Annotated in this window: 22 protein-coding genes; 8 read left to right on the forward strand and 14 right to left on the reverse strand. The window is 73.0% G+C overall.

The genetic code is table 11. The features are described from left to right. Nucleotides 1-39 precede the first annotated feature (39 nt). From ACPU2J_RS14525 to ACPU2J_RS14540, 4 genes are read right to left on the reverse strand one after another with little or no spacing between them, the layout of a single operon-like run. Nucleotides 40-1,389, reverse strand: a complete 1,350-nt coding sequence (locus ACPU2J_RS14525) for an O-antigen ligase family protein (protein ID WP_423833407.1) — start codon at nucleotides 1,387-1,389, stop codon at nucleotides 40-42. After that, nucleotides 1,389-2,915 (reverse strand): exopolysaccharide biosynthesis polyprenyl glycosylphosphotransferase, encoded by a 1,527-nt coding sequence (locus tag ACPU2J_RS14530; RefSeq protein WP_423833408.1) that lies wholly within the window; start codon nucleotides 2,913-2,915, stop codon nucleotides 1,389-1,391. Before ACPU2J_RS14530 ends, ACPU2J_RS14525 begins: the two co-directional genes overlap by 1 nt. After that, the gene (locus ACPU2J_RS14535; protein ID WP_420080522.1) at nucleotides 2,912-4,099 is read right to left on the reverse strand and encodes a glycosyltransferase family 4 protein; all 1,188 of its coding nucleotides are present in this window, start codon (nucleotides 4,097-4,099) and stop codon (nucleotides 2,912-2,914) included. The genes ACPU2J_RS14530 and ACPU2J_RS14535 overlap by 4 nt, the downstream gene beginning before the upstream one ends. 19 nt (nucleotides 4,100-4,118) lie before the next feature. Further along, nucleotides 4,119-5,210, reverse strand: a complete 1,092-nt coding sequence (locus ACPU2J_RS14540) for a DUF3344 domain-containing protein (protein ID WP_420080521.1) — start codon at nucleotides 5,208-5,210, stop codon at nucleotides 4,119-4,121. Nucleotides 5,211-5,613: 403 nt separating this feature from the next. On the opposite strand from ACPU2J_RS14540, the gene ACPU2J_RS14545 reads away from it, so the two are divergent. The 4 genes from ACPU2J_RS14545 (at nucleotide 5,614) to ACPU2J_RS14560 (ending at nucleotide 8,313) form a co-directional block, all read left to right on the forward strand. Further along, nucleotides 5,614-6,024, forward strand: a complete 411-nt coding sequence (locus ACPU2J_RS14545; RefSeq protein WP_361594766.1) for a rodlin — start codon at nucleotides 5,614-5,616, stop codon at nucleotides 6,022-6,024. A gap of 231 nt (nucleotides 6,025-6,255) precedes the next feature. Then, entirely contained in the window at nucleotides 6,256-6,489 is a 234-nt protein-coding gene (locus ACPU2J_RS14550) for a chaplin (protein WP_361594768.1), read from the forward strand. Nucleotides 6,490-6,610: 121 nt separating this feature from the next. Next, a complete protein-coding gene (locus ACPU2J_RS14555; protein ID WP_423833409.1) occupies nucleotides 6,611-7,780 on the forward strand; it encodes a chaplin family protein in 1,170 nt (389 codons plus the stop codon). A 179-nt stretch (nucleotides 7,781-7,959) separates the two neighbouring features. Beyond that, the gene (locus ACPU2J_RS14560; RefSeq protein WP_361594772.1) at nucleotides 7,960-8,313 is read left to right on the forward strand and encodes a hypothetical protein; all 354 of its coding nucleotides are present in this window, start codon (nucleotides 7,960-7,962) and stop codon (nucleotides 8,311-8,313) included. Nucleotides 8,314-8,426: 113 nt separating this feature from the next. Here the strand turns inward: ACPU2J_RS14560 and ACPU2J_RS14565 are convergent, their stop codons facing one another. Both ACPU2J_RS14565 and ACPU2J_RS14570 read right to left on the reverse strand, forming a co-directional pair. Further along, on the reverse strand, nucleotides 8,427-8,666 hold the full coding sequence (locus ACPU2J_RS14565; protein WP_030845163.1) for a chaplin: 240 nt from the start codon (nucleotides 8,664-8,666) through the stop codon (nucleotides 8,427-8,429). Nucleotides 8,667-8,830: 164 nt separating this feature from the next. Continuing rightward, the gene (locus tag ACPU2J_RS14570) at nucleotides 8,831-9,256 is read right to left on the reverse strand and encodes a hypothetical protein (protein WP_420080519.1); all 426 of its coding nucleotides are present in this window, start codon (nucleotides 9,254-9,256) and stop codon (nucleotides 8,831-8,833) included. A gap of 268 nt (nucleotides 9,257-9,524) precedes the next feature. Here ACPU2J_RS14570 and ACPU2J_RS14575 point away from each other — a divergent pair, with 268 nt between their 5' ends. After that, nucleotides 9,525-9,935 (forward strand): rodlin, encoded by a 411-nt coding sequence (locus tag ACPU2J_RS14575; RefSeq protein WP_361594776.1) that lies wholly within the window; start codon nucleotides 9,525-9,527, stop codon nucleotides 9,933-9,935. A gap of 120 nt (nucleotides 9,936-10,055) precedes the next feature. Here the strand turns inward: ACPU2J_RS14575 and ACPU2J_RS14580 are convergent, their stop codons facing one another. Further along, nucleotides 10,056-10,697: a vitamin K epoxide reductase family protein gene (locus ACPU2J_RS14580; RefSeq protein WP_420080518.1), complete on the reverse strand. Its 642-nt coding sequence runs from the start codon at nucleotides 10,695-10,697 to the stop codon at nucleotides 10,056-10,058. A gap of 192 nt (nucleotides 10,698-10,889) precedes the next feature. Between ACPU2J_RS14580 and ACPU2J_RS14585 the strand changes: the two genes are divergently transcribed. After that, nucleotides 10,890-11,660, forward strand: a complete 771-nt coding sequence (locus ACPU2J_RS14585) for a DUF6227 family protein (RefSeq protein ID WP_420080517.1) — start codon at nucleotides 10,890-10,892, stop codon at nucleotides 11,658-11,660. A gap of 132 nt (nucleotides 11,661-11,792) precedes the next feature. On the opposite strand, the gene ACPU2J_RS14590 is transcribed toward ACPU2J_RS14585, so the two are convergent. Further along, on the reverse strand, nucleotides 11,793-13,355 hold the full coding sequence (locus ACPU2J_RS14590; RefSeq protein WP_420080516.1) for an MFS transporter: 1,563 nt from the start codon (nucleotides 13,353-13,355) through the stop codon (nucleotides 11,793-11,795). 62 nt (nucleotides 13,356-13,417) lie between these two features. Between ACPU2J_RS14590 and ACPU2J_RS14595 the strand changes: the two genes are divergently transcribed. Beyond that, nucleotides 13,418-14,374, forward strand: coding sequence for a helix-turn-helix transcriptional regulator (locus ACPU2J_RS14595; protein WP_420080515.1), 957 nt, complete (start codon nucleotides 13,418-13,420; stop codon nucleotides 14,372-14,374). Nucleotides 14,375-14,480: 106 nt separating this feature from the next. Here the strand turns inward: ACPU2J_RS14595 and ACPU2J_RS14600 are convergent, their stop codons facing one another. From ACPU2J_RS14600 to ACPU2J_RS14615, 4 genes are all read right to left on the reverse strand, one after another. Beyond that, a complete protein-coding gene (locus ACPU2J_RS14600; protein ID WP_361594786.1) occupies nucleotides 14,481-15,458 on the reverse strand; it encodes a sigma-70 family RNA polymerase sigma factor in 978 nt (325 codons plus the stop codon). Nucleotides 15,459-15,855: 397 nt separating this feature from the next. After that, the gene (locus ACPU2J_RS14605; protein WP_361594864.1) at nucleotides 15,856-16,623 is read right to left on the reverse strand and encodes a dioxygenase; all 768 of its coding nucleotides are present in this window, start codon (nucleotides 16,621-16,623) and stop codon (nucleotides 15,856-15,858) included. 185 nt (nucleotides 16,624-16,808) lie between these two features. After that, on the reverse strand, nucleotides 16,809-18,341 hold the full coding sequence (locus ACPU2J_RS14610; RefSeq protein ID WP_361594790.1) for an MFS transporter: 1,533 nt from the start codon (nucleotides 18,339-18,341) through the stop codon (nucleotides 16,809-16,811). Nucleotides 18,342-18,403: 62 nt separating this feature from the next. Next, nucleotides 18,404-19,084 (reverse strand): TetR/AcrR family transcriptional regulator, encoded by a 681-nt coding sequence (locus ACPU2J_RS14615; RefSeq protein WP_420080514.1) that lies wholly within the window; start codon nucleotides 19,082-19,084, stop codon nucleotides 18,404-18,406. Between the two features lie 270 nt (nucleotides 19,085-19,354). Here ACPU2J_RS14615 and ACPU2J_RS14620 point away from each other — a divergent pair, with 270 nt between their 5' ends. After that, the gene (locus ACPU2J_RS14620; RefSeq protein ID WP_420080513.1) at nucleotides 19,355-20,632 is read left to right on the forward strand and encodes a M6 family metalloprotease domain-containing protein; all 1,278 of its coding nucleotides are present in this window, start codon (nucleotides 19,355-19,357) and stop codon (nucleotides 20,630-20,632) included. 54 nt (nucleotides 20,633-20,686) lie between these two features. Here ACPU2J_RS14620 and ACPU2J_RS14625 read toward each other — a convergent pair whose 3' ends face one another. Both ACPU2J_RS14625 and ACPU2J_RS14630 read right to left on the reverse strand, forming a co-directional pair. After that, on the reverse strand, nucleotides 20,687-21,466 hold the full coding sequence (locus ACPU2J_RS14625) for a thioesterase II family protein (protein ID WP_361594796.1): 780 nt from the start codon (nucleotides 21,464-21,466) through the stop codon (nucleotides 20,687-20,689). Nucleotides 21,467-21,480: 14 nt separating this feature from the next. Further along, nucleotides 21,481-22,419 carry a beta-ketoacyl-ACP synthase III gene (locus ACPU2J_RS14630; RefSeq protein ID WP_423833410.1) on the reverse strand — a complete coding sequence of 313 codons (939 nt, stop codon included), beginning with the start codon at nucleotides 22,417-22,419 and terminating at the stop codon, nucleotides 21,481-21,483. Nucleotides 22,420-22,437 lie beyond the last annotated feature (18 nt).

Consider the following 22,437-nt stretch of genomic DNA (forward strand, 5'->3'; position numbering starts at 1 on the left):
CCGGGAGGCCGGCGGCGGGCCGCCAGGGCGTGGCGCCCGTCACCGGCCGCTCGAAGCGTCGGCGGTCGCCGGGGAGGGGGACGGGAGCGCCCACCAGGCCGCCAGGCCGACGATCACGCCGGTCAGCACGGTGGACGGGCCGCCGATGTCGGCGTACAGGAAGTCGGTGAGCTGCCACACGAGCAGTCCGGTCGCGATCAGGCCGCAGTCCCTGGCCGCGCGGCCCGCGTCGGCGCCGAGCCGCCGCAGTCCGGCGACCAGCAGGGCCGCCCAGCCGCCCACCAGCGCGGTCAGTCCGATCAGCCCCTGCTCGCTCAGGACCAGCAGGTACATGTTGTGCGGGGACAGCAGGGGCTGGCGGATGTAGCCCTGGCCCGCTCCGGCGGTGTCGCTGCCGGAGGACAGGCCCAGCGAGGCGTGCCCGTCGCGGTGGGCCGGGAAGCCCTTGAGCCCGACCCCGACGGCGGGCCGCTCGCGCCACATGGACTCGGCGGCGGCCCACATCGTGTAGCGGTCGGTCACGGACTGGTCGGGGGCGCTGGAGACCTGGGTGATGGAGGTGAGCCGTTCGGCGACCATCTCGGAGCCGACGCCGAGCCCGCCCACCAGGACCACCCCGGCGGCGGCCAGCGCGGTCAGCACGGCGAGGGCCCGCCGGATCCCGGCCAGCGCCATGACGAGGAGCGCGGCGGCGAAGGTGGCGATCCAGGCGCCGCGGCTGAAGGACAGCACCAGGGGCAGGACCAGGACGAGGGCGCAGGCCCCCGCGATCCGGCGGGTGCGCCGGGACAGGCCGGGGGCCAGGGCGGCGGCGGTGGCGACGACCAGCCCGTACGCGACGACGGTGGCCATGCCCATCACGTCGCCGGGGCCGAAGGTGCCCACGGCGCGGACGTCCTCGCCCTGGTAGGAGGCGCCGGTGTGGGTGGCGTACTGGACCACCCCGAGCGCGCCCTGCACCAGGGCCAGCACCACGAAGCACCCGGCGGCCAGCCGGAACTCGCGGGCGTCCCGCACCAGCAGCACCACGGCCGCCGGGACCAGGACGAACACCTGGAGGTAGCGCACGAAGCCGGGCAGCGCCGCGTAGGGGTCCCCGGCGGTGACCGTCGCGACCGCGAGGCCCACGGCGGGCGTCCCGAGCACGAGCACGCCGAGCGGGGTCAGCGTCCGCACCCGGCCGCGCAGCGCCTGCGCCGCGCAGACGAGCACCAGCAGCAGCGAGGCGGCGTCGGCGGGGCCGACCTTCCCGGAGGCCGTCGCGTCGCCCGCGGGGAGCGGGGCGAGCAGGAGCAGCACGGTCGCGGCGAGCGGCAGCAGCGGCCAGTGCCGGCGCAGGGTGCCGGGCAGGTCGGGCCGGGCCCACGGGCCGGGGACGGCGAGGCTCATCAGCTGCCCCCCAGCCTGAAGCGGAAGAAGGAGGCGGCGGTGCGGGCGAGGATCCACAGGTCCTGCCACAGCGACCAGGTGTCGATGTAGTGGTTGTCGAAGCGGGCCCGGTCCTCGATGGAGGTGTCGCCGCGCAGCCCGTTGACCTGGGCGAGGCCGGTGATGCCGACCGGCATCCGGTGGCGGGCCTCGTAGCCGGGGTGGACGGTGGAGAACTTGGCGACGAAGAAGGGGCGTTCGGGCCGCGGGCCGACCAGGCTCATGTCACCGCGTACGACGTTCCACAGCTGCGGGAGCTCGTCGAGGGAGGACTTGCGCAGGAAGGACCCGACGGGGCTCATCCGGCGGTCGCCGGCCACGGTCCACCGGGTGGCGGACTCGTGCGCGTCGGCGCGCAGGGTACGGAACTTCAGCAGGGTGAAAGGCCTCCCGTACAGGCCGACCCGTTCCTGACGGAAGATCACCCCGGGTCCGTCCCACAGGCGTACGGCGAGCGCGCACAGCCCCATCACGGGTGCCGCCGCGACCAGGGCGATCAGGGCGAGCACCGAGTCGACGGCCCGCTTGGCGGCGCGCTCCACGGGCCGGGCCGGGCGCGGCAGCAGTGGCTGCACGGCGTGGCCCCACAGCTGGTCCGCGGGGTTCGCGGACCGCATCCCGGTGATCCGGGTGGTGCCGGCGGGGTCGGCGAGCCACAGCCGGCAGCCGTGGTCGTGGAAGAGCCTGACCAGGGAGGCGGTGCGCTCGTCGGCCTCGGGCGGGCGGGTGAAGACGGCGTGCCGGACGGAGTTCTGGATGACGGCGCGCCGGATGTCCTCGTGCGTGGTGAGCAGCGGCAGGGTCCCGGTGTCCCCTTCGGCGGGGACGGTGCCGACGAGCCCGACCGGGCGCAGCCCGAGCTCGGGACGGCCGTGCAGGGCGGCGGCGATGGCGCCGGCTCCCGTCCCGGGGCCGACGACGAGGGTGGAGGCGGGCCTGCGCAGGGCGGAGCGCCGGTGCAGCTGGTTGACGAGGCCGCGTCCCGCGCACACCAGGACGGTCTGCAGGCACACGGCGGTGAGCAGGGCGCTCCAGCCGAGGGGGTGGGTGGGTCCGGCGGCGGCGATCGCTGCGGCGGCGGCGCACCACAGGACGGCGGACCGGCCCGCCACGGCGGGGAGTTCGAGGAGGGCGGAGGGTGCGAGCCGCGGCCGGTAGAGGCCGGCCTGGGCGTGGAGCGCGGCGAGCGCGGCGGGGAGGGCGGCGACGACCGGCAGCGCGGCCGGGGCGGCCGCCAGGTGCCCGGGGAGCGCCGTGGCGGTGAGTACGGCGGCCAGCGCGTCGGCGGTCAGCAGCGGGAGCACGCGGCCGCGACGGCGGACCCGGCGGGGGCGCAGGGCGGCGCGGGCGCGGTCCGTCCTGGGGCCGCGCGGGGGGTGGATGGCGGTCGCGGAACGGCGGGCGGCCGGGTGGGGGGCGGCCGCGAAGGCGCCGCCGCCCGTGCCGCCCTGCCCGGGGTGCCGGGCTGGTGCGCTGTCCATCGTCATCGGCTGTTGCGCTCCTGGTTCAAGGGCCGGGGCCTGCCCAGCAGTTCGTGGTACAGGCCGGTGACCGCGTCCGTGGTCCGCCGCACGTCGAAGTCGGTCCGGGCGTGCTGCCGGGCCTGCTCCCCCAGTTCGGCGAGGAGCCGCGGCTCGGCGAGCAGCCGTCCCAGGGCCTTGGCCAGGGCCGTCGGGTCCTCCGGCGGCACCAGGCACAGGCGTCCCTGGCCGGGCGGCAGGCTCTCCCGGGCACCGCTGACATCGGTGACCAGGACCGGGCGGCCGCAGGCCATCGCCTCGAGCGGGGCGAGCGCCATGCCTTCCCACCGCGACGGCAGTACAACGAGATCGGCCGCCCGAAGCCACGGTCGGATGTCGGCGGCGGCTCCGGCGAAGTGGACGCCGGGTGGTGGGGTGGCGCGCAGCCGTTCGGTGTCGGGGCCGTCGCCGACGAGGACCAGGCGTGCTCCGGGGACGGTGGCGGAGGTCTCCGGCCAGGCCCGCAGCAGGACGTCCTGGCCCTTCTGGGGGCAGATCCGGCCCACGCAGACGGCGAGCGGCCCGTCGCCGGCGAAGCCGGGGGGCAGGGGCAGTGCGGCGCGGGCCGGCGTGCGGTCCCGGCCGGGACCGGGCTCGCCGGGCGTGAAGTGGCCGAGGTCGACTCCGTTGCGGATCACCGTCCAGTGGGCGGTGATGCCCTCGGTCTCGCCCGCGCGGCGTTCGGCCTCGCTGACGCAGAGCACCCGGTCGGCCCAACGGGCCCCGTACCGCTCCCAGCGCAGGGCGAGTGCGGCGGTGGCTCCGCCGACGGCGTCGAAGGACCAGGCGTGCGGCTGGAAGACGGTGGGCAGGGTGCCGCGTGCGGCCAGCCGGCCGGCCAGTCCGGCCTTCGCACTGTGGGCGTGCAGGAGGTCGGGGCGCACGCGGCGCAGCAGCCGCCGGGCGCCGAGGAGTTCGGCGGGGAGCGCGGGGCCCGGGGAGCGTCCGGCCCGCCAGGTGAGGACCTCGGCCCCGGCCGAGCGGGCGGCGTCGCCGAGCGTGCCGCCGGGCGGGCAGCCGACGACTGCGCGGATCCCCGCGGCGGTCTGGGCGCGGACGAGGTCGGTGACGACCCTGGCCACACCGCCTTCTACGGGCTGGACGAGATGGAGGACGGTCGTGGGCTGCGTCGCCCCGGGGTGCGTGGGCACGTGGAGGGGTCTCCTGCGTTCAGCGGCGCGCGTCTGTCTGAACGAAGAGCACACCGAGGAAATGGCCTTGGCTTTCGCCCGTGAACCGGAAGTTCAGCTTGCGGGCTCCCTCGGACAGGGCGGGACTCAGGTCGAACACGTCCGCGTCATATCCGAGGTTATTCATATGTTCGGGCTGTCGCACGAACGACTGACCACCGAATTCCGTGATCGTAGAATTCATAACATCATTAAAAGGATTTTCTTCATCACTGAGGCTGGTCCGGCGCCCGCTGTCGGCCGTCACGGTGAGTGAGTCACCGAGGGTGCCCCGGTCCCCGTCGTAGGCCACCACCCCGACCCGGCCCTCCGAGCCGGCCGGGGCGTCCAGGCCGTCGACCTCGACGACCCCGTCCCCGGCCCGGGCGGCGAGCAGCTCGAAACCGTCCCACAGCGAGATCCTGCGCAGCGGCTCCTGCGGGTGCTCGTAGGCGACGACCAGCGTCCAGCCGCCCCAGGCCCCCACCTCGGAGTGACCCATCGCGATGTTCAGCTGGGAGACCGTCCACATCCCCGCGCCGCCCTTGCGGACCAGCGGGGTCACGTCGGCGGAGGCCTGGTAGGCGTCGCTGCCCGCGTCGGTGCGGTGGCCGATCACGGTGTCGGCGAGCACCTCCTTGTAGGCACCGCCGGGCTCGGCGACCAGCACCCGGCCGTTGTCCTCCGGCGGCTTCTGCTCACCCACCCGCAGGTTCCCGCCCCAGTAGAGGCGGGCGTACGAGACCTTGGCGCCCTTGGGGACCTTGAGGTCGGCCCGGGTGGAGTTGTAGGTGTCCGGGTCCTTGTCGACCTCGCTGTAGAACATCTCGAAGTCGCTGTTCACCCCGGCCGCGCCGCGCTTGACCTCGGCGCACGGCTCGGCCTGCGCGGACTCCTCCCGGCGGCAGCTGATGCCGGAGTTGGAGGCGCGCACCACCCCGCCGTGCTGCACGGCCTGGTAACGCTGGGTGAAGGGGATCCGGGGCAGTTCCTTCGGGGCGGGCACGGTGGCTGCGACCGCGGGGGCGTTCACGGAAAGTGCGAAGCAGGACATCAGGCCGAGCGTGCCGAGGATTCTGCCGGAGGAACCCATGACCCTGTCTCCATTTTCGATCAAGGGGACAAAACAGGAGTGCACTTTGTCAGAAATCGGGCTGGAAATCACGTCGGACTCGCTCGTACGGCCTTTTGAGCGACGGCACACACCCTGCCGGCGAACGGCTCGTTACCCGGAGCACCATTGTTCGAACCGAGAAAGAAATACGGGCCGGGGCGGTCCCGCGCACGGACGCCCGCGCGCGGACGCCCGCACGCGCGCACGCGCGCCCGTACGCGCACGGTTCCGAGCCGGCTCCAGCGGCCCCGTCCGAGCGCCTGAGCGTCAATCACATGGCACGAAACGCCTGCATCCGGGTGAAGCCACGCAACCCGAACCGGGGCCCGGCCGTTGATCCGGGTGCTCCACTACCGGGCAATCCTGCAAAAAAGGGACGACAATGATCAAGAAGATGATGGCCTCGGCCGCGGTTGCCGCCTCGGTCGTGGGCATGGGTGCCGCCATGGCCCCGCAGGCGATGGCGATCGGCAACGACAACGGCGTCAACTCCGTCAACGGCAACAACTCGGCGCAGATCTACGGCAACCAGGCCACCTACGGCAACATGAGCCCGCAGATGGCGCTCATCCAGGGCTCCTTCAACAAGCCCTGCATCGCCCTGCCCGCGAAGGCCAACGTCCAGTCGGTCCTCGCCCTGGTCAACGTCGGCGTCCAGGACATCCCGGTCCTGTCCAGCCCGCAGAACCAGCAGTGCACCGAGAACTCCACCCAGGCCAAGGGCGACGAGGCTCTCTCGCACATCCTCAGCAACATCCCGATCCTCTCCGGCAACGCCTCCGCCGGCAGCTGATCGAGCCCCGCGCCAGCGAGGCCGCCGCACCTTCGGGTCGCGGCGGCCTCGCCGCATGTCGGGCCCTGTTCCCGTAATACGGGAAAACAGTGGAGAAATGTTCCGCCAGAGAATTCGGCCGGGCGGCGGAGTGAATTTACCGAGGCACCGGAAAATCCGGTTTCTTTTGCCCCGGCCACTCGTTGTTGATTCTGCAGTGGATACGCCTCTGCGGGAAGGATCGGAAGCAAAATGACGTACAAGAAGGCATTCGTGCTGGCCGCCGGCGTTCTGATGGCCGCCGGAGCCGCCTCCCCCGCCATGGCCGACGCCGCGGCCGAGGGCGCGGCCGTGGGTTCCCCCGGTGTCCTCTCCGGCAACCTCGGCCAGGTCCCGGTCCACGTTCCGGTCAACGTCTGCGGCAACACCGTGAACGTCATCGCCCTGCTGAACCCGGCGTTCGGCAACACCTGCGTCAACGCCTGACGCAGAGCGTGCGCCCGCGAGGGCAGACCTCCTCGAAGTGGTCCCGGAGTGCGCGGCGGTGCACTCCGGGACCGTCTTCGACACAGCACCGGCGCTCCTGCCGGTAGACAGGGAAGGACCCATGCGACAGGTACTGAGCCGACAGGTACTGGGCAAGGGGATGCTCACGGCCGCGGCCGCGTCGAGCCTGCTCTCGATCGCGACCGGCGCCGCCTACGCGCACAACGGCGCGACGGCAGAGGCCTCGCATTCGCCGGGCGTGCTGTCCGGCAACAGCGTCTCGGTACCCATCACGTTCTCCCCGAACGTGTGCGGCAACAGCGTGGACGGCGGCGCCGCCCTGAACCCCGCCATGGGGAACACCTGTGTCACCGGCGGCGGCTCGCACTCCGACGGCGGCCACGACTACGCACGCCACCTCAGCCCCGAGCACGCCGAGGCCTTCGAGCGCTACCTCGACGAGCGGCAGGGCCGGCACGCGGTCCCCGGGCAGCGCCACCACGAGGTGCCGCGCCCCGAGGCCGCCCCCGAGGCCCCCCGGTACGAAGCGCCCCGTCACGAGGCCCCCCGTCACGACGGCCCGCGCCATGCCAAGCCGCGCCACGAGGAGCCCCGGCACGAGGGCGGTTACGGCAGCCCCGGCGGACAGCAGGGCGAGGAGGAGTGCGACGACCACCCCGCGCCGGCCCCGCCGGCGCAGCACGGACCGCCCGCACCCGAACACCCGCACCCGATGCCGGTGCCGGTGGAGGACCACCCGGCGCCGCTGCCCGTCCCGGAGCCGTTCCCCCAGCCGCTCCCGGAGACGCCCGCCCCGCCCGCCGCGGAGCAGCCCGCGCCGCTGCCGGCCCCGGCCCCCGCCCCGCAGCCGCCGGCCGAGGAGACGCCCCACACGCTGCCCGCCCCGGCTCCCGCGCCCGAGGCCCCCACGCCCGTGGACGAGGGCCCCGCACCGGCCCCGCCGCACGGCAGCCAGCCCGTCGAGCACCCGGTCCCGGCGCCCGGTCCCGAGGTCGTACCCCCCGGCGACCAGCCTCCGGCCCCGCCCGCCGGCGACACCCCCGTCCACATGCCCCCGGCACCCGCCCCGGCTCCGGCGCCCGCCCCGGCCCCCCTCCCCGCGCCCGCGCCCGTACCGGCGCCGGCGCCCGAGCAGGCTCCCGCCCCGGCGCACGTGAGCGCGCCCGTCCTGGCGGAGACCGGTGCGGGCTCGACCGCGGCCGCGGCGGCCCTCGCCACCGCGCTGGTCCTGGGCGGCGCCATTCTGTACCGGCGCTCCCGCGAGGTCTGAGCGGCAATACCGGTAATCGCAAGAAATATCGGCCGGAGAATCCCTCGTCGGATTCTCCGGCCGCTGTCATGTACTCGCGCTTCCGCGTTTCCGGGCCGCCCGGGAATCGTTAGCCACGGCGAAAGCGGCGCGACGGTCGCCGCTGACGCCTCTGTCCAGGAAAGAAGAGGATTCCGATTATGAAGCTCTCGAAGGTCGCCGCTGTCGTCGCCGGCTCCGTCGCCGCCCTCGGCGCCTCCGCCGCCGCCCCCGCCTTCGCCGCCGAGCCCGCGGCCGCGATGCCCCCGATGAGCCTGACGAGCGGGGTGACGGAGACGCTGAACGCGGCGGGCCCGGTCACCGAGTCCCTGCCGCAGACCGTGGGCAACGGACTGGCGGAGCAGGGCGACACCGTCAACAAGGTCGTGGGCACCGCCCAGAAGGTCAACAAGGTGCGCAACGACGTGCCGGGCACGGTGCTCGGGGTCGCGAACAACGCCACCCAGGCCTCTCCGCTGCTCGGCGGTGTGAAGCTCAACGGCGGCCAGGGCTGACCCGCTCCGGCGGGACCGGCCGGAGCGGCCGAACCTGCCGGACCCCGCCCCGACATGACTGTGGGCGCCACCGGCGATGCCGGTGGCGCCCACAGCGGGTTCCGCGGACGACGTCAGTCGTTGACGCAGACGTTGCCGAACGCCGGGTTCAGCAGGGCGATCACGTTCACGGTGTTGCCGCAGACGTTGACCGGGACGTGGACCGGGACCTGGAGCAGGTTGCCGGAGAGGACGCCGGGGGAACCCACGGCCGCGCCCTCGGCCGACGAGTCGGCGACGGCGGAGCCGGCAGCGCCGGCAGCGGCGAGACCGGCGGTGGCCAGGACCAGGGCGGCCTTCTTGGCAGAGTTCATGGGAAGTGCACCTTCTGTTCGATGTTCTGCCCCGCTCCGGGGCTCACACCGAGCGAAACGGTCCACCACCTCAGAACGACACGGCTTCACACATGATCAGACCTGTTCGGCTCAATTGTCGTAAGCATGTTGCCGTGTTGCCGTGACGCCGGCCGCCCCGTGCCCTACGGGACGGGAACGTCCGGGACCTCCGGGATCTCGGGAAGCTCCGGGAGCGGCGGGACACCGGGGATCTCGGGGAGTTCGGGCAGCTCGGGCAGCGGCGGGAGCTCGGGCAGTCCGGGGATCTCGGGCAGCTCGGGCAGCTGGATCGGCGGCAGCGTCACCCCGTCGGGCAGCAGGTCGCCCAGTGAGGCCAGGAGGTCCGCGAGGGTCTTGTTGAGTCCCGCCAGGAGGTCGTCGATGGGACCGGCCGCCGCCGCCCGCTGCTCGATCTTCTCGATCTGCTGCTGGACGGAGGCCACCCGTGCGGCCGGCGCCGTACGGTCCGCGTCCGCGGCGACCGCGGGAGCTGCCGCGCCGGCCAGTATGACGGCGGCGAGGGCCGACGGGACGAGGAGTCGGGCGCGGGACGGCTTCGGTCGGTGCATGGGCGTTCCTTCGCGTGGGGACAGGGAAGCGGATTCGGGCGATCCGATTCATCACCTACCGTGCACCAGTCCGCACGGAGCGCAACAGGATCTTGAACCGGTGCGGGCTGCGTACGGGCTTCGCGCACGCGTCCGCAGGCCGCTCACCCGGGGCGGGGAAAACCCCGCGCGAGGCAGGCCGTTTGAGTGAAGCGGCGGAACCAAAGCAGGGAAGGGCAGTTGACCAGGGCGCTCCATCAGCGGGCACTCGTGCGACAGAAGGATCAAGATGTTCAAGAAGTTCATGACCGCCGCCGCGGTTTCCGCCGTTGCCGTCGGCGCGGGCGCTGCTGCCGCTGCTCCGGCCATGGCCATCGGCAACGACAACGGCATCAGCACCGTCAACGGCAACGGCGCCGTGCAGGCCTACGGCAACCAGAAGACCCACGGCGACCAGAGCCCGCAGCTCGGCCTCGTCCAGGGCACGCTGAACAAGCCCTGCATCGGCCTGCCGGCGAAGGTCAACGCCCAGTCGCTGATCGCCGCGCTCAACATCGGCGTCCAGGACATCAACGTCCTGTCCAACCCGCAGAACCAGCAGTGCACCGAGAACTCCACCCAGGCCAAGGGCGACGAGCCGCTCTCCCACATCCTGGACAACATCCCGGTCCTCTCCGGCAACGCCTCCGTCGGCAGCTGATTTCCGCTCCCCCCGCCCCGCGCGGGGGTCCGGGCCCCCGGGCCCGCGGAGTGACGTGACGAGGGCCCCGGCAGCGTCCAGCTGCCGGGGCCCTCGCGCACGCCCGCGCACGGGCCGGGATCAGCCGGTCCAGAAGTCCCACCACCGGGTGAGGACCAGCATGCCGATCACCCCGATGTGCAGGGCGGGCGGTGCCCAGCCGAACTCGTCGAAGAAAACCCGCACGGGACGGGGGGCGGGCAGGACGCGCGTACGGACGTTGTGCGCGGTCACCGCCCAGAACATCAGCAGGGTCGCGACCCAGGCCAGACTGCACCACAGGCAGAGCGCGTTGATCTCGTAGAGGGACTGGACCATCAGCCAGGTGCAGAACGCGACACCGAACGCCGTGCCGACGTTCAGTCCGAGCCAGAACCAGCCCCGGTAGCGGGCCCCGGAGAGGAGGCCGGCGCCGACGCACACGACCACCGCGTACGAGACGAGCCCGAGCATCGGGTTCGGGAAGCCGAAGGCCTGGGCCTGGTCGCTCTGCATCACGCTGCCGCAGGAGACGACCGGGTTGAGACTGCAGGCGGGCTTGAAGTCCGGGTCCTCCAGCAGGAGGAACTTGTCGAGGGTGATCACCCAGGAGGCCAGCACGCCGGCCGCGCCGGTGAGGACCAGCAGCCAGGCGAGCCCCTTCGGGGCGGCCCCCCGCTCGCCCTCGGGCCCGCCGCGGGAGCGGGTCAGCTGTCTGGGGACGCCCACAGTATTCGTTGCCATGCACCCCATAGTCCCCTGATTCCACCCAGAGCGGGCCCAACCGTGTGCATCCGTAAGCAAGTTGACCTGAAGGTGTGGCGGGAACCGCCGATGCTTCCCGGACGTTTTACCGAACCCCGGACGTGATGTCAGAACCAGGGGTTACGTTGAGCATCCGCGAAGTGACAAGCTGCGACGGCCTGGAGACCCCCCTTGAGCGATCCGTACGAGACAACCGAGGCGCACCTCGGCCGACTCCTCGGCCGCGCCCTGAACTCCTTCGACCTGCCGGACCGGCTGGTCGAGCGCCTCGGCACGGCGCTCGCCCACAGTTCTTCGCTCTACACCACGCACCACAGTCCGGCGGCGGGGACCTGGCGGGAGACCCACCGGCACACCTACCTGCTGGCCGACGGCGGAGCGGTGTCCCTGTGGGAGCTGTCCTACCGGCCGGAGGTCGACGGGGCCGTACGGCACGAGGTCTTCGCGAGCAAGGCGGAGGCCTGCCTCGCGGTGACGCGCCTGTTCGGGGAGCCGGTGGCCGGGACCGCCCAGGACGCGGTGCTGCTGCCGGGTGACGAGGAGCCGGAGGGCGACGCGGCGGCGCTGAGCGCGCTGTTCGTCCCGGCGACGCCGGTGCACCGGCACCGGGAGTACGCGGTGGAGGAGTCCGCCGACCACGCCCGGCGCGTGCTGCGCCGGGCGGAGAATCCGGACCGGCCCGGCGAGCGGATCGCGGCCCGCCTGCGCGGGGCGTACGCACACCAGATCACCCAGGCCTTCGGTGCGCGGCAGGCCCTGTCGAACGGGCGGGACGCCGGCTTCAACCTCTACGAGCACGCCTTCGTGCTGCTGGACGGGACCGAGCTCAGCCTGTGGGAGGTCGAGCACACGGCGACGCCCGACGGGCGGCACATGTGCGAGGTGTACGAGAGCGAGGCCGCCGCGCGGGAGGCCATGGAGCTGCGCGCCCGCGTCCGCTGACCCCGGGGTGCCCGCCCGAGGCGGGCGGGCACACCGCGGCGCAGTGCGCGAGGCCCGCCCCTCGGGAGGGGCGGGCCTCGCGCGCTGCGTACGGCCGGGTCCGGGTCGACGGGATCCGGCGTCCGCGTCCGGCTAGTGGGCCGGGACCTTCTCGGTGACGGCGCCCGCGTGCTCCGCGGCGCCCTCGCGCTCGTCCATCGGCAGGGCCCTGCGCGGCAGGAAGAACATCACCGCGAAGATGGCGACCAGGACGGCCACGACCCACCACAGCGCGCCCCGGAAGGCCTCGACGTACGGCGGGCCGAAGATCATGTCGTCGTCCATCTGCCCGAAGAAGACGACGGAGGTCAGGGCGAGCCCCAGGGCGTTGCCGGTCTGGCCGGTGGTGTTGATCAGGCCGGAGGCCGATCCCGCGTCGCGTCGCGGCACCTCGGACAGGATCGTGTCGTTCAGCGGCGCGACGATCAGGCCCATGCCGACGCCCATGACGACCAGCGGGGTGGCCATCTGCCAGGAGGTGATCTCCATGCCGTAGTGGTCGGAGAGCCAGATGTAGAGCAGGAGGCCGGCGGCCATCGTCAGGGCTCCCGCCTGGAGGACCTTGCGGCCGAAGCGGGGGACGAGCTTCTCGACGGACAGGCCGGCGGCGACCGAGACGGCGATGGAGAACGGGATGCCCGTACAGCCCGCGCGCAGGGCGCTCCAGCCGAGGCCCATCTGCATGTACATCGTCCAGACCAGGAAGAAGATGCCGGTCGCGATGCCGAAGGTCAGCTGGACGGCGATGCCGCCCGCGAAGCTCTTGACCTTGAAGAGCGAGAGCTCCACGAGCGGGGAGCCGTCCTTCTTGATCTTGTACTTCTCGTACGCGATGAAGGCCGCGAACACCAGCGGAGCGGCGGCCATGCACACGAAGCCCCACACCGGCCAGCCGTTCTCCCGGCCCTGGGTGAGCGGGAAGATCAGCAGGACCAGGGCGGAGGTGGCGAGGACCACGCCGACCAGGTCCAGGCGCAGGGCCTGGGGAGCCTTCGACTCGGTGATGAACTTGCGGCCCAGGATCACGCCCGCGATGCCGACGGGCAGGTTGATCAGGAAGATCGGGCGCCATTCGAGGCCGAAGAGGTTCCACTCGGTGAGCAGCGCGCCGAGCATCGGGCCGGAGACCGCGCCCAGACCGACGATCGCGCCGAACATGCCGAAGACCTTGCCGCGCTCCTGGGGCGGGAAGGTGACGTGGATGATCGCCAGGACCTGCGGCACCATCAGCGCGGCCATGCCGCCCTGGAGCAGGCGGGAGGCGACCAGCATGCCCGGGTTCGCGGCGATGCCGCAGAGCAGCGAGGCGGCGGTGAAGCCGGCGATGCCGATGAGGAAGAGGCGCTTGCGGCCGAAGATGTCACCGAGACGGCCGCCGGTGATGAGGCCTGCGGCGAAGGCGAGTGCGTAGCCGGCGGTGATCCACTGGATCGCGCTGGTGGAGGCGCCGAAGTTCTGGCGCATGCTCGGTATCGCGATGTTGACGATCGTGACGTCGACCAGGTCCATGAAGGCCGCGGTCATCACGATGGCGAGCGCCAGCCAGCGGCGGCGGTCGGCGGGTGAGCTGGGTGCGTCGGGAGCCGTGTCGATCCGCTCTTCCGGTGCGGGCCCGTTCTCTCTTTCGGGCGATGTCTTGGACGTCTCGGTGGTCATGAGGAGAAACCTAGACGGGATATAGGTCAGATGGTGTCCGCTTTCACTGGCAGCCTGGTGACATGACCGACACCCCGGCACGGCTGCTCTCCCTGCTGTCCCTCCTCCAGACGCCCCGCGAATGGCCCGGCAGCGAGCTCGCGCACCGCCTCGGCGTGAGCCCGCGGACCATCCGCCGCGACATCGAACGACTGCGCGACCTCGGCTACCCCGTGGAGGCCACGCTGGGAGCCGGGGGCGGCTACCGGCTGGTCGCCGGCGCGGCGATGCCCCCGCTCCTCCTCGACGACGAGGAGGCGGTGGCGATCGCGGTCGGGCTGCGGGCCGGGGCCGGGCACGCGATCGAGGGGGTCGAGGAGGCCTCCGTACGCGCCCTGGCCAAGCTGGAACAGGTGCTGCCTTCACGGCTGCGGCACCGGGTCGGCGCCCTGCAGTCGGCGACGATCGCCCTCACCCGGGGGGACGGGGCCAGCGTGGACCCGCGCACGCTGACGACGATGGCCTCCGCGGTGGCCGGCCCCGAGCGGCTGCGCTTCGCCTACCGGGCGAAGGACGGGGCCGAGTCCCGGCGGCTGGTGGAGCCGTACCGGCTCGTGAGCACGGGCAGCCGGTGGTACCTGGTCGCCTACGACCTGGACCGGGAGGACTGGCGGACCTTCCGGGTGGACCGGGTGGAGGAGGCCTTCGCGACGGGGGCCCGGTTCGCGCCGCGGGAGCTGCCGATGGAGGCGGAGGAGTTCGTGCGGCGCGGGCTGAACGGCCGCGGCACCTGCCCGGTGGAGGTCACCTTCGCCGCGGAGCCGGCCGTACTGCCCCCATGGCTGCGCGACCACGCGCAGGCCTGCGGGGACGGCGGGGCCCGGGTGCGGTTCGAGAGCGGGGACGCCCCCGAGTGGCTGGCGGTCCGCCTCGCCCTGTCGGGCGTCCCGTTCACCGTGCAGGCTCCCCCGGCGCTGGTGGAGGCGGCCCGCACGCTGGGGGCGCAGCTCACCTCGGCGGCGGGAGCGGGCGCGCCCTGACGGCGGGCGGGCACGGGGCCGCGCGGGGCAGAAGGGAGCCCCGGCACCTGGGGGGATAGGTGCCGGGGCTCGTTCAGGGGGGCGGCGCCCGCGCCGCCCGGGGCGGTTACGCGACCGCGTCGAAGCCGGTGTCGCGCGCCATCCGCTTCAGCTCCAGCAGGGCGTGCTTCTCGATCTGGCGGATCCGCTCCCGGGTCAGGCCGTGCTGCTTGCCGACCTCGGTCAGGGTCCGCTCGCGGCCGTCGTCGATGCCGTACCGCATCTTGATGATCGACGCCGTGCGCTGGTCGAGCTTGCCGAGCAGGTCCTCCAGCTCCTCGCTGCGCAGCAGCGAGAGCACGGACTGCTCGGGCGAGATCGCCGAGGTGTCCTCCAGGAGGTCGCCGAACTGCGTGTCGCCCTCGTCGTCCACGGACATGTTCAGGCTGACCGGGTCGCGCGCCCAGTCCAGTACGTCACCGACGCGCTTCTCCGTGGAGTCCAGCTCGGCGGCGATCTCGGCGTGCTCCGGGTCGCGGCCGTTCTCGCGGTTGAACTCGCGCTGGACGCGGCGGATGCGGCCGAGCTCCTCGACCAGGTGGACGGGGAGGCGGATGGTGCGGGACTGGTCGGCGATGGAACGTGTGATGGCCTGGCGGATCCACCACGTGGCGTACGTGGAGAACTTGAAGCCCTTGGTGTAGTCGAACTTCTCGACGGCGCGGACCAGGCCGGCGTTGCCCTCCTGGATCAGGTCCAGCAGGGGCAGCCCGCTGCGCGGGTAGCGGCGGGCGACGGCGACGACGAGACGGAGGTTGGAGCGGATGAAGATCTCCTTGGCGCGCTCGCCCTCCGCGGCCAGCGCCTCCAGCTCCTCGCGGGTGGGGGGCTCCCCCTTCCGCTCTGCCTCACCGTCCAGGATCTGCCGGGCGTAGACGCCCGCCTCGATGATCTGGGAGAGCTCCACTTCCCTGGCTGCGTCGAGGAGCGGGGTGCGCGCGATCTCGTCCAGGTACATGCCGACCAGGTCGCGGTCTGCGATCTCCCCGCCCGCAGCGCGAGCGCTGCTCGTGGACTGACGACGGGCGACGGCGCGGGTTGCCATGCGTGCTCCCTTGCGATGAGTTCGGTCGCGGTGCGGCTGCCGGACGCCACCGGTGGTGCGCTGGTGCGTCCCCGGACACTCTCCCGAGTGCCCGCTTCCGAAGGAAACAACGACTGGAATCGGGACAGAATTCCCGCGCCGCCCCCTCTTTCTCGAGATCTTGCAGTATCCTGCCCCGCCCTCAGCGGGACGCCGGCCGCAAAAACCCGAAGAGCCGCAGGTCAGGCCGGAAGAGCGAACCGTTCCGGCGCCGCACTCGACCACACGCTCACCCATGAGGACGGCCCCTGCCACCGTTTGGTTGCCCGCCCCGGCACCCGAACCCCATACGCCCCACAACCGGGACCTTCCCCGCGAACCGGTCCCCCGCGAGCGCGCCCGGACCGGAGGCGGACCGCTAGCCGAACTGGAGGCTGCGCTTCGAGAGGCCCATCCAGAAGCCGTCCACCGTGTCGCGGCGGGCGTCGAGGTCGCCGGCGGCCTCGGCCGCGCCGAGGGTCACGAAGAGCGGGGCGAAGTGTTCCGTGCGGGGGTGGGCCAGGCGGCCGGACGGGGACTTGGCCTCGAAGTCCAGCAGGGCGTCCAGGTCGCCGGCGGCCAGCGCCTCGTGGCCCCAGGCGTCGAACTCGGCGGACCAGCCGGGGACGCCCGGGCCCTGGTGGCGCAGGGCGGCCAGGTTGTGGGTGAAGAAGCCGCTGCCGACGATCAGGACGCCCTCGTCGCGCAGGGGGGCGAGCCTGCGCCCGAGGTCCATCAGCCGGCGCGGGTCCAGGGTGGGCAGGGACATCTGCAGGACGGGTATGTCGGCCTCGGGGAACATCTCGACGAGCGGTACGTACGCGCCGTGGTCCAGGCCCCGGTCGGGCAGGTCCTGGACGGGGGTGCCGGGGGTGCGCAGGAGGCGGCGGACCGAGGCGGCGAGCTCCGGGGCGCCGGGGGCGTCGTAGCGGACCCGGTAGTAGTGCTCCGGGAAGCCCCAGAAGTCGTACACCAGCGGTACGCGCTCGGTGGCGCCGAGGGCCAGCGGGGCCTCCTCCCAGTGGGCCGAGACCATCAGGATCGCCGTGGGGCGGGGCAGCCGCGCGGACCAGGCGGCCAGTTCGCCCGGCCAGACCGGGTCGTCGGCGAGCGGCGGCGCGCCGTGGCTGAGGTACAGCGCCGGCATGCGGACGTCCCGCCGGGGCGGGCCCGCCGGGTCCGAGGGGGTGGGGGCCGGGGATGCGGGGGCCGGGACCATGGGGTGCTCCTCCGTGGTGCGTGCTGCGGGGCCGGTGCCGGAAAAGACCAACCCCACCTGGTTCAAATTTGAACCAGGTGGGGTGTGCAGTCATTCCCGGGCGGGCGCCGCCGTCAGTGGGCGATCACCGGCACCTTGAACTCGGCGTCCTCGGGCGAGCCGGAGGCCACCGGACCTCCCGCACCCGGACGGCCGGTGTTGATCAGCGTCACGGCGATGGCCGCGCTGGCGGCCAGGATGCCCACCGCCCACCAGATCGCGGAGGAGTAGCCCTCGACCATGGCCTGCGCCTGCACCAGCTGCGCCGCGGGACCGCCGGCGGCGGCCTCGGCCGCGTGGTCGGCCAGGTACGCCGTCGTCGCCGAGGCGGCGATGGTGTTCAGCAGGGCCGTGCCGATGGCGCCGCCGACCTGCTGCGAGGTGTTGACCATCGCGGAGGCCACTCCGGCGTCGGCCGGGTCCACACCGTGCGTGGACAGGGACATCGCCGGCATGAAGGCCGTGCCCATGCCGAGGCCGAGCAGCAGCTGCGCCGGGAGGATCAGCGTCGCGTACGAGGATCCGACCTCCAGCTGGGTCAGCATCAGCATGCCGGCCGCGGCCACCAGGAAGCCCGGGCCCATCAGCAGGCGCGGCGGGACGCGGGTCATCAGACGGGCGCCGATCTGCGTGGAGCCCGTGATCATGCCCGCGATCATGGGCAGGAAGGCGAAGCCGGTCTTGACGGGCGAGAAGCCCTTCACGACCTGGAGGTAGTACGTGAGGAAGAGGAACAGGCCGAACATCGCGATGACGGCCAGGCCCAGCGAGAGATAGACACCGCCGCGGTTGCGCTCCAGCAGCACGCGCAGGGGCAGCAGCGGCGACTTCACCAGGGCCTCGACCAGGACGAACCCGGCCAGCAGGAGCACGGCGGCGGCGAACATGACCAGGGTGACGACGTCGGTCCAGCCCTCGGACTCGGCGCGGGTGAAGCCGTACACCAGGGCCACGAGGCCGAGGGTGGAGAGCAGCACGCCGGGGATGTCCAGCGGGGCGCGGTTGCGGGAGCCGGCCGGCTCGCGGATGACCATCCAGGCGCCCACGGCCGCGACGATCGCGAACGGGATGTTCACGTAGAACGTCCAGCGCCAGTTGAGGTACTCGGTCAGGACGCCGCCGAGGATCAGGCCGACGGCGCCGCCGCCACCGGCGATCGCACCGTAGATGCCGAACGCCTTGGCGCGCTCCTTGGCGTCGGTGAACATGACGGCCAGCAGGGACAGGGCGGCCGGGGCCAGCAGTGCGCCGAAGGCACCCTGGAGGGCGCGGGCGCCGAGCATCATGGCCTCGCCGTTGGCGGCGCCGCCGAGGGCGGAGGCCAGGGCGAAGCCGATGAGGCCGACGACGAAGGCGTTGCGGCGGCCCCACTTGTCGGCGATGCGGCCGCCGAAGAGGAGCAGTCCGCCGAAGGCCAGCGCGTACGCGGTGATGACCCACTGGCGGTTGCCGTCGGAGATGCCCAGATCGGTCTGGGCGGAGGGGAGGGCGATGTTCACGATGGTCGCGTCGAGGACGACCATCAGCTGGGCCAGGGCTATGAAGACGAGGGCCTTCCAGCGACTGGGGTCGGCAGCCGGCGGGAGCGTCGCGGCCGTTTTTGGCATGGGGGTACCCACTTCACTGTGCGGAATGACTGAAAAAGGCTAGTTCGGGAGGGTTGGCGGTGTCACACGGTTTTCCGTGCCAGGTCTTCCAAGGTGGCCGCCGTACCGGGGAGTTCGGAGGAGGCCGGCGCCCTCAGCCCGTCGAGGAACAGCTGGAGGTGGCGGTGGGCGAACCGGTCGGTGTCGAGGCAGGCGGTCCCGGGGAGGGGCCGGCTGAGCTGGGAGAGGGCGACCATCAGGTCGCCGGCGCCGATGTCCGTGCGGACCAGCCCGGCCTCCTGGCCCGCGGCCAGCAGGCGCTCGACGGCAGCCTGCAGGGCGATGCGGGCGTCGAGGAGTTCGGGGTGCTCGCGGTCGAAGCCGTCGGCGAGCATCGGGCACAGGGCTCCGATCCGCTCGTCGGCCGCGGCGTGCGTGAACCGGCACAGCGCGGCGAAGGCGTCGGCCTCCTCGGCGAGCGCCGCCTCGGCCGAGGCCGACACCCGGTCCATCGTGAACAGCACGACGTGGTGGACGAGGGTGGGCCGGTCGGCGAAGTGCCGGTAGAGGGTGGCGTTGCCGATGCCCGCCCGGCGGGCGACCTCGTCGAAGGGCGCCCCGGAGCCGAACTCCACGAACACCTCGCGCGCCGCGGCCAGGATCCGCTCGCGGTTGCGGACGGCGTCGGCGCGCGGGCGCGGCAGGGCGCCGGCCGGCTCGGCGACGGTGGTGGCCGCCGGTGCGGCGGTGGTGGCGCTCTTCATTCCGGGGCCTCCTCGGGCGGTCGACGGCATCGGGCGGATCGGACTGCGGGGCCGGCACGCCACAAACGGGGATTCGGTCCCCGCTTGGCGGGACTCACGTACAAACGGGGATCCAGTCCCCGGTTATTTCACCCCCTCGTGTGATCCGGGTCACAAGCCCCTCCACGTTCGGCCTCTCCCGGCGCGCGGGCGCGCCACGCCCGGCGGAGGGTGGGCGGACAGGGCGCAGTCCGGACAGGGCCGGCTGCCGCGGACCCGAAGGCGATCTCCATGCCGCAGACCCGCCACCGGATACGCAGACCACGCCTGACCGGCGCGTACATCGGCCTGACCGCGCTGGCCCTCGGCATCACGGCGACCGCCAGCACCGGCACCTCCGGCCGAGGCCAGTCGGCGGCCGGAGCGGTGGCCACGACCGTCGAGGCGGCCCTCGCACCCTGCCGGATCGCCGGCACCATGGGCGTGCAGTTGTCCGAGGGGCTGCCGACGCCTCCGGGGTACTCCCGCTCGACGGGTGAGGTCCGGGCACTGAACCTGATGATCGACTTCCCCGACGCCAAGGGGGAGGGCACGGCCGCGGACCGGCTGGCGGAGTTCTTCCCGCAGACCGCGGAGTGGTTCCGCACCAGTTCCTACGGCCGCCTGTCCTACCTGGCCGAGGCGCCGATAGGGGGCTGGCTGCGGATGCCGATGCCCTTCGCCGCGTACGGGATCGAGCGCGGGTCCTCGTACGAGCCCGGCTACCGCCAGCTGGTCGAGCACATCGCGAAGGCCGCCGACCCCGAGGTGGACTTCAGCCGGTACGACCTGGTCAACGTCCTGGTCACGCCGAACGCGGGACCGTCCGCCCTGGACACCGTCCTGTCGGTGACCTTCTCGGGCAACGGCGAGGCACCGGTGGCCGACGGGGTGCCGCTCGCCAACACGTCCTTCGTCTACAGCCGCCAGGACGACGGCTCCGGGACCTACCGGGAGACCGGCTACCGCGTCCTGCCGCACGAGAACGGACACGTCTTCGGGCTGCCCGACCTCTACACGGCGGACGGCGGGAGCACCGTCGGGCACTGGGACATCATGAGCGAGGACTGGGGGGCCAACAACGACCTGCTGGGCTGGCACAAGTGGAAGCTGGGCTGGCTGGACAGCACCCAGATCAGCTGCGCCTCCAAGCCGGGCACCAGCGACCACGTCCTGTCCCCGCTGGCCGTGGAGGGCGGCACGAAGCTGGCCTTCGTCCCGCTGTCGGAGAGCGCCGGGTACGCCGTGGAGGTGCGGACCCGGGCCGGGAACGACGAGGCCGTCTGCAAACCGGGCGTCCTCATCTACAAGGTGGACTCCGACGTGGACACCGGACGCGGCCCGGTGACGGTGTCGGACAGCGCCCAGGCCAGCGGCGGCTGCACCCGGCGGCCCAACGTGCACGCCGAGCTGTCGGACGCGCCCTTCCGGCCCGGCGAGACCTTCACCGACGAGCAGGCGGGCATCAGCGTCTCGGTGGTGGGAGAGCTGCGCAACGGCAGCTACCAGGTGCGCATCACCCGGCCCTGACCTCGTGGCGGGGTCTGCCGCGCCCCCGCCACCGGGCCGGGGCCGCCACGGGGTTCAGTGGTCCGCGAGCGCCCGGCGCAGGACCTCCACGACCTCGCCGCGGTGTGCCGCGGCCAGCAGGAAGAAGTGGTCGCCGTCGAAGCGCCGCACCCGGCAGGAGCCCGTGGTGTGCCCGGCCCAGCCGTCCAGCGGCTCGTGCGGGACCAGTGGGTCGGCCGTCCCTCCCAGGGCGTGCAGTGGCACGTCGAGCCGTACGTCCTCGAAGCCCGCGGCGGCCTCCCGGCCGAGCTCGATGTCGGCGCGCAGCACCCGGGTGACGTGGGCGAGCATCTCCGGGTCCTCCATGACCCACGCGGGCGTTCCCCCGCCGTCCCGCAGCAGCCGTACGGCGTCCTCGTCGCTGCTGGTGGCGTGGGCCCGCCGCGGGGTCCGGCCGGGGACCTGGCCGGAGACGACCGCCGCCCGGCAGTCCGGGCCGAGCAGCCGGGCGGCCCGGGCGGCGAGGAGCGCGCCTAGGCTGTGCCCGAAGACCACCGTGGGCAGCGGCTCGCGGGCGAGCACCTCGTCGCGCACGCTGTCCATGACCTCGCCGAGGGTGCAGCCGGGGGTCTCGCCGAACCGGCGCTCGCGGCCGGGCAGCGACAGCCCGAGCACTTCGACGTCCTCGGGAAGCGGTTCGATGAGGGGGAAGAGGGTGTTCGGCCCGGATCCGGAGTGCGGGAACACCAGCAGGCGCGACCGGGGTGCGGGCTCGGTGCCCCGGTTGCGCAGCAGGGGCCACCACAGGCCGTCGGGGGCGGGCTTGGGCCGGGCCGTCGTCTTGGCCGTCGTCATGTCGGAGACTCCCGTCACGGGCAGTGGATGATCTGGCCGGCGTAGGACAGGCCCCCGCCGAACGCGAAGAGCAGGACGGGGGATCCGGGCCGGATCCCGCGCCGCTCGACGAGCTTGGACAGCGCCAGCGGGATGCTGGCGGCGGAGGTGTTGCCCGAGTCCACGACGTCCTTCGCGACGACGGCGTTGACCGCGCCGATCTTGCGCGCGAGCGGCTCGATGATCCGCAGGTTGGCCTGGTGCAGGACGACCCCGCCCAGGTCCTCGGGCTTGACGCCGGCGCGCTCGCAGACGCTGAGGGCGACCTCCGGCAGGGCGGTGGTGGCCCAGCGGTAGACGGACTGCCCCTCCTGGGCGAAGGTGTGGGAGGGCGCCTCGATGCGCACCGCATGCCCCATGTCGGGCACGGCCCCCCACACCACCGGGCTGATCTCGGGGTGTTCGGAGGCGACGACCACGGCCGCGCCCGCCCCGTCACCGACGAGCACGCAGGTGGTGCGGTCGCTCCAGTCGGCGAAGTCGGTCAGCTTCTCCACCCCGATGACGAGGGCCTTGGTGGCGGAGCCGGCCCTGATGCTCTGGTCGGCCAGGGCGAGGGCGTGCGGGAATCCGGAGCAGGCGGTGTTCACGTCGATGGCGGCGGGGGCGGCGGCCCCGACCGCGGCGGCGACCCTGGCCGCCGTGTTGGGCGAGCGGTCCTGGGCGGTGCAGGTGGCCACGATGACGAAGTCGATGTCCGCCCCGGTCAACCCGGCGTTGGCCAGGGCCCGTTCGGCGGCCTTCGCGGCCATGTCCGCGACCGACTCGTCCTCGGCGGCCCTGTGGCGGGTCCGGATCCCGACGCGGCTGACGATCCACTCGTCGCTGGTCTCGACCATCTGCTCCAGATCGGCGTTGGTCAGGACCTTCGACGGCTGGTAGTGACCCAGGGCTAGGACACGCGACCCGGCCATCAGTGATTCCCCCCTCGT

Source organism: Streptomyces manipurensis, assembly GCF_049570255.1.
In the GTDB taxonomy this organism is placed as follows: domain Bacteria; phylum Actinomycetota; class Actinomycetes; order Streptomycetales; family Streptomycetaceae; genus Streptomyces; species Streptomyces manipurensis.